Source organism: Chryseobacterium sp. HMWF035 (assembly GCF_003094695.1).
GTDB lineage: Bacteria > Bacteroidota > Bacteroidia > Flavobacteriales > Weeksellaceae > Chryseobacterium > Chryseobacterium gambrini.
On record NZ_QEHP01000059.1, the window covers coordinates 1 to 9,979 of the forward strand.

The 9,979-nt window shown below is 34.8% G+C and carries 11 protein-coding genes; 8 read left to right on the forward strand and 3 right to left on the reverse strand.

Annotated elements, in window-relative coordinates:
• Window positions 1–115: 115 nt before the first annotated feature.
• The 3 genes from DD829_RS10420 to DD829_RS10430 form a co-directional block, all read right to left on the reverse strand.
• Window positions 116–997: a hypothetical protein gene (locus tag DD829_RS10420; protein WP_108409732.1), complete on the reverse strand. Its 882-nt coding sequence runs from the start codon at window positions 995–997 to the stop codon at window positions 116–118.
• 34 nt (window positions 998–1,031) lie between these two features.
• A complete protein-coding gene (locus tag DD829_RS10425) occupies window positions 1,032–2,027 on the reverse strand; it encodes a T9SS type A sorting domain-containing protein (RefSeq protein ID WP_108409733.1) in 996 nt (331 codons plus the stop codon).
• 133 nt (window positions 2,028–2,160) lie between these two features.
• Complete coding sequence (locus tag DD829_RS10430; RefSeq protein ID WP_123906845.1) at window positions 2,161–3,819, reverse strand: beta strand repeat-containing protein; 1,659 nt, start codon at window positions 3,817–3,819, stop codon at window positions 2,161–2,163.
• Between the two features lie 465 nt (window positions 3,820–4,284).
• On the opposite strand from DD829_RS10430, the gene DD829_RS10435 reads away from it, so the two are divergent.
• The 8 genes from DD829_RS10435 to DD829_RS10465 all read left to right on the forward strand — a co-directional run bounded on the left by DD829_RS10435 (window position 4,285) and on the right by DD829_RS10465 (window position 9,925).
• On the forward strand, window positions 4,285–4,719 hold the full coding sequence (locus DD829_RS10435) for a transposase (RefSeq protein ID WP_076390623.1): 435 nt from the start codon (window positions 4,285–4,287) through the stop codon (window positions 4,717–4,719).
• 157 nt (window positions 4,720–4,876) lie between these two features.
• Window positions 4,877–5,209: a transposase gene (locus DD829_RS10440; protein ID WP_076390624.1), complete on the forward strand. Its 333-nt coding sequence runs from the start codon at window positions 4,877–4,879 to the stop codon at window positions 5,207–5,209.
• Window positions 5,210–5,830: 621 nt separating this feature from the next.
• Window positions 5,831–6,544: a DUF4255 domain-containing protein gene (locus DD829_RS10445; RefSeq protein ID WP_116547716.1), complete on the forward strand. Its 714-nt coding sequence runs from the start codon at window positions 5,831–5,833 to the stop codon at window positions 6,542–6,544.
• Between the two features lie 10 nt (window positions 6,545–6,554).
• A complete protein-coding gene (locus DD829_RS10450; protein WP_228408165.1) occupies window positions 6,555–8,522 on the forward strand; it encodes a phage tail sheath C-terminal domain-containing protein in 1,968 nt (655 codons plus the stop codon).
• A gap of 24 nt (window positions 8,523–8,546) precedes the next feature.
• Window positions 8,547–8,984: a phage tail protein gene (locus tag DD829_RS10455; protein WP_076390627.1), complete on the forward strand. Its 438-nt coding sequence runs from the start codon at window positions 8,547–8,549 to the stop codon at window positions 8,982–8,984.
• Between the two features lie 11 nt (window positions 8,985–8,995).
• Complete coding sequence (locus tag DD829_RS10460; protein ID WP_076390628.1) at window positions 8,996–9,454, forward strand: phage tail protein; 459 nt, start codon at window positions 8,996–8,998, stop codon at window positions 9,452–9,454.
• Window positions 9,455–9,467: 13 nt separating this feature from the next.
• Window positions 9,468–9,641: a DUF5908 family protein gene (locus DD829_RS23545; RefSeq protein WP_165796743.1), complete on the forward strand. Its 174-nt coding sequence runs from the start codon at window positions 9,468–9,470 to the stop codon at window positions 9,639–9,641.
• Window positions 9,638–9,925, forward strand: a complete 288-nt coding sequence (locus DD829_RS10465; protein WP_108411446.1) for a hypothetical protein — start codon at window positions 9,638–9,640, stop codon at window positions 9,923–9,925. The genes DD829_RS23545 and DD829_RS10465 overlap by 4 nt, the downstream gene beginning before the upstream one ends.
• Window positions 9,926–9,979: the final 54 nt, after the last annotated feature.

A 9,979-nucleotide genomic window follows, 5' to 3' on the forward strand; every position in this document is an offset into this window, starting at 1 on the left:
GTATTAAACTGATTGTTTAATATTTTGAATCATCATAATATAAACACCTCAATTTTTTTGAGGTGTTTATGTATTCAACTGTTATATTGTAACCGGGTACTTCTTCAATAATTTATTAATTGGAATAATTTTCAGATACCCAATATGTACCATTACTTGTAATAGTAACTTTATTTACACCGGCAGCCCATGAGATAAAGTAGTTCCCAATAGCTGGTTTTCCATAAGGAACCTGACTGCTGTTTACGGTATTGTAGATAGGATAATTGGTGAAAATATGTGCGTACGTTGCAGATGGATAATTTGCTTCATAGGAAGCATTATAGATCTTTAGTTCTCTTCCTTTGCAAGTCGTAGGATCTGGTAATATAAAATTAGCAGCCGCATTTACTCCTAAAGGATAAGTGTAAGGTGTAAGATTACCATTAGAATGATTGTAAGCAAGAGCATTGGTAGATTTAGCCTGCCATTCTATGATATGATCATCTGCCTGTACTGTATAAGGCGCATAACCCTGTTGATTATTATTCGCATTATAAGTTTCTCCGGTACCCACTATTTTATGATTGAGAACAACAGCACCTCCTGCTCCTCCTGCGCAGTTCCATTTTGTACCATCAAATATGGAAAGGCATTTTTTTGTAGTATCGTATACTACCATACCTGTTTCGGATGTTGCTGCACCCAGTGCCTCAATTTGAGCAGTAGTAAGTCTGGTGGGTAAAAAACCTTTGTTGTTGGAAGACAGCTCTAAAAGAGCTTTACTGTTTTCTGTGTTTTTATTACCCATCGTTGTAGAACCACTATGATGAATAAATACTCCATTGCTGGTAGCGGGCTCATCCTGAAATGATGCTATTTTGGTTAAATCCGGATTGAAAGTGGAAGTAAATTGTGAACCCGCAGATAAATTATCCGCAATTAAAGTAGATTGTGCTTTTATATTAGATACCGATAAAAGTGCAAAAGCACTTATAATGAATAATGATTTTTTCATCTTTTTTATTTAATTAATTTTTTAAAATGGAATTTTATTTAGCAATAAATTTTGTTTGATATTGGTTTTTAGAATCTTGTATGCTGAACATATACACGCCTTGTTGTAACTGATTAATCCGCAATTCCTGTGTGTTTCTGTTGATGGTTACATTAGATAAACGTTGTACCACATTCCCTGCTATACCGTAAATAATAATCTCTGCGTTTTGATAGGTATTGTTCGTAAATAATTGCAAAACTCCTTGTCTGGCATTCGTCGCTACCAGTTTGGTTGATTCTGCATTTATCAAATCGTTGATGCTTTTTTCCGTACCTCTGCTTATTTTCAGAAGCCCTGCTTTCCCGTCTGTAGTAGTTCCTTTTTTGTCTTGGTGCAGCACAGAAGTAAACAGAATTTCTCCGGTTGCTTCGTGTTGCTTTTCTAAAGGTAATTGTAAGCCCTGCAATTTAGCAATACTTCCCTTGAGATTATTAATCGCTTCATCTACAAATAGTTCACAGGTTGCTTTGGCAGTGTTGAAATTGCTTACACGCAATACCACTAAATGGTCTTCGTTGTAAGTAAAACCATTTACAGGGTTAGCTCTGTTTTCAGGATTTTTGCTGTCTATTAAACTCATTGCAAACTGACTTCCCTGATTTTTTACTGCCAATTGTACAAAGCTGTTGCCTTTGTAAGCAGAGGTTGGGACTTTCAGATCCAATAGAGTAAGCTCTTTTGATGCATCTACATTGGAAAAATTTACCATAAAAGAAACCAATAATGTACCCTCTTCTTTTGAAACCTTGGTAGAAATACTTTGAGCGATTCCCGATTGTCCTATTACAAAATGTTTAGTAGTCGTTCCATAGTCCGGATACGACATTATACCTTCCGCAACAAGCAAACCGTCTTTGCTGCTTTGTTGCTTTTTTCCACGCACGGATTGCGCGGTAGGATACTTTTCATAATTCTCTGTCCTTAATTCCTGCTGTGCAAAGACTAAGGAAGAAGATAATAAAAGCACCATGACATGGCTTTTGTTCATCGAATATATATTTTGATTTTAAAATTATGTTTGTTGTGTTACGAGTTTGATAACGGTAATGAAAACATAAAAGCGAATTGATGATAAGTTTAATAAAGATTTATACTCATTTTTTATCCACTTTAATATTTGCTTATAACTGAATCATAGAAAAGTAAGTATTAGCTCTGTCTATTGTAACACTTGCAGCAGTATTGGCTCTGACTCTGATGAAATAATTTTTTCCTGCTATTAGATTAACTACAGTACTATAAGTATTGGAATTGGTATTACTTGCATTGGTAATCGTAATTGTTCCTTGAGAAGTACTGTCTGTTGAATTAAACAGCTCGAACGAAATGCTGTTTCCGCCACTGGTAACTCTGTAGGGTAATGTAATAAGATGTGCACCGGTATAGCTTGCCGTGAAAATTCCCGTAGTAGGATCAAAATTACTGATCGCGTCCGCTTGCTCCGCATTTAAAGTCAATTGTGTAAATCCGGCAGCTTGGGTAACAACCTGATCCGATGCACCGGAATTTAAAGCCGTCACACCTGATTTGGGATTAGCGATAAGAGCTCCTCCGGATATCCCCAGTCCGGAACCTAAGGTTACCTTTTTTACAACCCCACTGGAATTTACCAATAAAAGTTCCTCACCTGTCGTTACAGCAGTAGTTTGTAAGCCTTCAAAACGGACAGGATTAGCGGAGGCTGAAACATGTAATTTATTAGAAGGAGTGGATGTACCTATACCTACATCGGCATTGTTTCCCAGAATTAAACTATTACTTTGAGTTGCATTAGCCTGGAAGCCTACTGCCGTAGCATTGGTTAAACCATTGCTTATGACTGTTGCAGCACCAATACCCGTATTGCCTGTTCCGGAAGTCATTGAAGCTAATGCTCTTTGCCCTAAAGCCGTATTCTGACTGCCTGTGGTGTTGGCATTTAATGAAGTGTCACCAACAGCTACGTTATTATCTCCGGTTGTGTTGTCTACTAAAGCATTAGAACCTACTGCTAAATTTCTAACTCCTGTGGTGTTAGACGCTAAAGCGTAAGCTCCTATTGCCGTATTATCATATCCTGTAGTTGCACTAAATAGTGTACGAGAACCTACAGCCGTATTTCTAGCAGCCTCTTTTATACTGGGGGTGGAAGTATCATCTCCGGTAATCGCTTTACCGGATTCTGAACCTATTAAAGTATTGTCTGATCCTGTAGTAATTACTGCACCGGAACCATGACCAAATGCGGTGTTGTGATCGCCTGTTGTAACGGCAGACAAAGTATTGTAGCCAAAAGAAGTTTTATAATCAAAGCTGCCTGTTGAGGATACGGAACGCTGAATGTAACCAGATTCTATATTATTTACTTTAAAAACAAGATTTTGTGCATCAGTAGTACCCACAAAGTTGCTTCCTCCTGTGGTTCCTGAATTTCCGGTAAGTCCCCAGAAGTTTCCTGCTCCTGTATTCACTTTTTGCCAGACAGAGCCATCGAAATAGTAATATCCTGCTGCTGTTATGTTTGCTGTTTTGGGAGAAGAAGTTGTAACTGCTGCTGTGGCGTACACTAAAGTGCCTGTTTGGTCAGTACCATAAAGAGAATCTTTGGCTTTTAATTCGTTGCCGGTAAGTCTCGGCGCCAGTAATCCATCGGCGGTGTTATTATCATTAGGACTAGCTGTAATATCAAGGGTTGCATTGGGTGAAGAAGTATTAATCCCTACTTTTCCTAAAGAAGTTTGTGCATGAGCTAAAACTCCCGTCACAGATAATGCGATTAGTAATACATTTTTTCTATTCATGTTTTTATTTTTTATGATTTCTTGATTTTGACGATTTTCAGATGCAGACAGCAAATGAACAGGTGATACATTAAATGCTTAAAACGTCGGCAAAATTACAGTTTAAGAAAGTCTGAAATAAACAAATGGATCAACAAATTATGATTTTGTATAGTGGAAAATTGATTTTAAAATACTGATTTAAAGTGGTTTGTGATAATTGTGAACGCTTTTGTTCATTATCACATTTCAAGGGTAAAATGATCAGATGAATTTTATAATCTTCAACAAAATTATAATTAATGGAATGTATGTTTCTATTAAATATGTTTTTTAAAATAGATTTGCTTCCTCATAGAAAATACTTCACTTCAATAACTAAAACCATACGGGGTTGAGTTCGTAATGAACTAACTCATTTCTTATCAGAGATGATGTTTTTTCACCTTTCACTTTTTCATTTTTCGTAAAAAAACAAATAGTATTATGATATATAAACATATTCATATAGGAAATTTTATAAAGATGCGTATGCAGGAATGTAATGTAGACATGAACAGAGCATGCAATTTTTTTAAATGTCATGAAGATGATATTGTCAGGCAATTCAATAGTGAAGATTTACGGTGCAATGATCTGCTGAAATGGTCAAAATTACTGGAGTATGATTTTTTTAGAATTTATACTCAGCATCTTATATTGTATTCTCCACCACGGAGTATTAATAATCTGGCTTTCGTTCAGAATGACTTATCCCAAATGCCTGCTTTCAGAAAGAGTATTTACACAAAAGAAATTATTGAGTTTATTCTCGAAAAACTGAAAAAGGGCGATATGTCTAAACAAGAGATTATGGATAAATATAATATCCCTAAAACAACACTTTATAAATGGATTTCTAAATATGATAAAAATGACTGAAGAAGACTATATAATACATGGTCTCTTCATTTAGGAAGTATAAAAATATTATAACGATTCAATAAATAACTTTTTGAATTTACAGACATAAATAATTTATAATAAGTTACATATGATTTTTAGTTAACAAATATCATACAGATAAAAAAAACAATAAATGAAACACTTTAGAAAGCCAAACTACAAACAAATTTATAATGACTTATTAATGGAAAAATATCCGCAAAAAAAACAACTATGCGAAAGTTTGCTTTTAAAGGATGAACTATCTTTCATGGATGTTATTAAACTTAACAATTTAATATTTGGGAATAATAACAATAGTGTCAACCAAAAATTTCGGTCTTATAACAAAGAAAGCATAATGGAGATTTTAGAATATCAAAAAAAAAATAATCTTAATAATCATCAGCTTGCAAGCCATTTTAAAATGAGCAAGAATACTGTTTCTAAGTGGAAAAAATTACATGAAAGTGTTGGGATCAGGTAAAAAAAATGTTCAGAGTTCCTCCAACAAATAGGGTTTTTAAAATGCAACTTGCGTTTTAAAAACCTGCGCTGAACAATAAAAATCTAAGTCAGTAAGAAAAAGCTTTCTAAATGAGAATGAGACAGTTTCTTTCATACTTATTAAGCTATTGGGGTGATCGTTTTTTAAATTTTCTTTTTTTACTTTCATTTGGCTTTAATATCCAATCAAACACGCCAACAATAGCAGGAATTACGATACATTGAAATACGGTTTTAATGTCATATCCCCAAGCTGAAGCAATATTCCAATACTAAAATTTTTGCGGTACATTAAACTTTTTCGACATACTAATTTTACGCTGTGAAATCTGATGAGGTATAATTTAAAGAATCTTGCAGGCTAAACTCAGCATGACAATTATAAGCAAGATCAATGATAAATTATGGTTTCCAACTCAGCATATCAAGATTTAATCACAAAGATTTTTGAAGAGCCATTTTAACCGTTTTTTTTACTTTTCTTTTTATTGAAAATCAAGGACTTTAATAAAAAATGGTGTTTTCCCCATTATATAATCAGTGTTTTCCCTACGGTATAATATTATTATGATTTATAAATTCGTTATTATAAACTAATGTAATGAAAATCATAGAGTTCCTTTCAAAACTTGTTGCTGCAATCAATGCAGAAATAGCAGGAACACCAATTGTTGAACTGGCAAACATTGCTACGCTTAATGATGGAGATGAATTTCTTTCTTCCAAATCTTCCATTATTTTGTCGATTGTAAATATAGAAGAAGATAAGATATTAAAAAATCAGACTTTATATAAAAATTATATTCCGGAAAGCGATACCATAGCGAAATACAGAAATCCTGCACAGAATTTAATTTTATCACTTCTGTTCACCTCTTATAACATAAAACAATCCGATTACACTACAGGAATAGAAAAATTAGAAGTGGTAATTAGATACCTTCAAAACAACCGGGTTTTTTATTGGCAGCCTCCCAATAATAATTTATTGATAGACGAACCAAAAGGCGATCATGAAAAGTTAATTTTTGAAATCGTAAGCCTAAAAATCGATCAACTGAATCAGATGTGGTCTTATCTCGGATCAAAATATATGCCTTCAGTTTTGTATCAGGTGAGGATGATCCCTATCCAGAAGGAAGAAAGTCTTAAGAATAAAAAAGTTATTAAAAGCTCTGAAGTCCAATTGTGGGAAAATGACAAAGAAGATTTGGCGGGATTATCAGAAAGCGGAGAATATAAAATAGAAGACGAAAAATTACCCAAAGAAGATTGGAAAATAGTTCCCGTAGAAAAAAATAAATATAAACCATAAATACTGTATCATGAATATTAGCTCAATTAAAACACCAGGAGTGTACATCGACGAGAAAGATGCATTTCCTCCTTCCATTGCCAATGTGGCAACCGCCATACCTGCTTTTGTAGGATTTACAGAAAAGGCTCCTCAACAAAATGAACCCGTCAAGATAACCTCTATGCTGGAGTACGAACAAATTTTTGGAGGTGCACCAGAACCCAAAAATGTAACGGTAGTTTTAGATGCAAACAACCAGCCTACCGATGAATGTAAGGTTACAGAAAGCGATTATAAACTCTACAACAGTTTACGGCTTTTCTACGCCAATGGTGGTGGGATTTGCTATATTGTTTCTATCGGATTATATAAGGATAATTTAAATTTTACCGATCCTAAATTATTTACTGCAGGTTTAGATGCGTTAGAAAAAAAAGACGAACCTACTTTATTACTATTTCCAGATGCAGTGAGTTTATCTGCAGCAGATTTAAGCGAAGTGCAAAAAGCGGCATTAACGCAATGCAACAATCTTATGGATAGGTTTACCATTATGGATGTAAAGCAAACTAAAGTTCAGAATAATGCCGGAAACCTAGATAGTGATAGCGGTGAATTCCGAACAAGAGTCGGAAATCAGTTCCTGAAATACGGAGCGGCATATTATCCTTATTTACAGGCTAATTTTCCAAGTACATTTAGATTTAAAGACATTAATGAAGCAATCCCAAATGGATTTAAAACATTGTATCCCAACAATGCCGATTTAAAAGATAAAATTGATTTGTTTAAAAATTTATATACAGACATTATAACCCTTAAATCAAGTTGGACTACTATTTTAGCCGCTAACAAAAAATTGGATTGGGTTACTTTAAATGCAGCCGAATTAAATTCAAATCTTGGAAAATGTTGGAATTTATTAAAAGTTTTTGGAAATCCAACAACTTTAACCGACAAACTAAAACAATATATAAATGAGGAAGTAATAACTCTTAAATTATTGTCTTACACACAGGATTTAGTCGATTTTAGAAAAGCATATCAAAAATTATCAAAATCAGTAGCTGATGATTCTCCAGTTGCTGCATTGGCTCTCGTAATTACGGATGCTGATTATAAAGGTAATTGGGGAACTATCTCAACCATCACAGAATCTGCTCCAATTAATAGATATGACGGAGCACTAAGTAATACTGTACAGGCGACTGTAGCACCTGATCCAATTGTTCCGAAACATGACATTCCTGATTTTACTAAAATTCAGGTTGTACTTAATAAGCTTCATATTCAAATTATGAATGCCATAAATCAGGCATTTGTTTCAATTGAGGACTTTGAGTTAATAAATGAACGCAATTTAATTTTACAAATACCATTATACTCTACAATTATTTCCAAACTTTCCCAAAAACTGAACACCGTTCCACCTTCGGGAGCCATTGCAGGAATTTATGCTCAAACAGATGCTACAAGAGGTGTTTGGAAAGCTCCTGCTAATGTAAGTATAAACGGAATTTTAGGTTTAACAGATGATCTCAACGATAAAGATCAACAGGAAATGAACATCCACGAAACAGGAAAATCCATCAATGCCATCCGGAAATTTACAGGAAGAGGAACCCTTGTCTGGGGAGCGAGAACATTGGACGGAAACAGCAACGACTGGCGGTATATTAATGTAAGACGTTTAGCGAATATGATTGAAGAAGCCACCAAAAAAGCCTGCATGCAGTTTGTATTTGAACCCAATGTAGCACAAACATGGATCAATGTGAAAGGAATGATCGAAAATTATTTAACAACCCTTTGGAACGACGGTGCTTTGGCAGGAGCAAAACCAGAACACGCATTTTTTGTGGCAGTCGGACTAAACCAAACCATGTCTGCACAGGATATTCTGGATGGCAAAATGATTGTGAAAATAGGATACGCTCCTTCAAGACCAGCAGAATTTATCATTTTGGAATTCAAACAAATGCAACAAAAATCTTAATTATTAACTCTAAAACTATACATCATGCCAAATACAGATTTTCCGCTACCTAAGTTTCACTTCAGTGTAGAATGGGGCGGTAGCAAAATAGCTTTTACAGAAGTTTCCGGATTAAACAAAGAAATGGATGTTATTGAACATCGCGTCGGCTCAAGCCCGGAATTTTTTAAGAAAAAAATGCCTGGATTGCTTAAACTTAGCAATATTACACTTAAAAGAGGAGTTTTTGCAGGAGATAATGAGTTTTACGACTGGTACAATACAGTTGCATTAAATACCGTAGAACGCCGCAATATCACGATCTCTTTATTGGACGAAAACCACGAACCCAAAGTAGTCTGGAAAGTAAAAGACTGTTTTATAGTCTCTTTAAAATGCACCGATATGAAATCTGATGCCAATGAAGCGGCCATAGATACGGTAGAAATAGCCAATCACGGATTTACCATAGAACACGTATAAATCTAAACATCATGTCTGAGAGCAATCCTATTCCCGGTTTTTACTTTTCTGTAATCTTTGAATTATTGCCACAATTTAGTGTAGATACAAAATTTCAAAGCGTTAACGGATTGAAAGTTACCATGGAAACCGAACCTTACACCGAAGGCGGACAAAATAAATTCAAGCATCATTTGCCACTGCGTTCCGGATATCAGGATTTGGTTCTGAAAAGAGGACTTACCTCGGATATGTCTGGTTTATCGATGTGGTGCAGTCAGGCTTTGGAAGATTTCGTTTTCTATCCTGCCAATCTCATTATTTCTTTATTAAATGAAAAAGGAAATCCTCTGAAAGTCTGGTATGTATCACACGCCATTCCGTTAAGTTATGAATTCAGTGATTTCGATGCCGAACAGAATAAAATTGTCATTGAGACTATTACATTGAAGTATAACTTTTTCAAAGAACTTCCGGTTCCTAATTTTTAATAATGACTAAAAAATGGCTATTCAGATTAAAGAATTACACATCAAAGTAAAGATTGAAGAAGAGCCGGTGCATTCTGCCCGTTCTCAGCAAACGGATCCTTTAAAAATACAGGAACTAAAATCGCAGCTCATTAAAGAGTGTACCCGTGAAGTATTGGAAAAACTTAAAGAAAGAAAAGAAAGATGATACAGGCAGCATTAGGAATTATAGACAAAATGAGGATAGAAGTATATGAAACGAGCGACTATAAAAAGACCCCTAAAAAAACCATTTTCGTACAGCTTAATCCAGAGAAATATACCCGCCGGAACAATGTTGTATTTTCTGAAGACCAACCGATAGGAGCATCTTCAGGCAACTTGGGATTCAATAAAATAGAAGGGGAGGAAGTAACGTTTGATTTTGTTTTTGACAGCTCGGGGGTAGTACTAGTCATGGTCGGAAGAAATCCGACCTCTTTTATGTTTTGAAAACTTTGTCTGGATTTCCTCCTGCAAAAATGATTAATACAGCTGTAATCATAT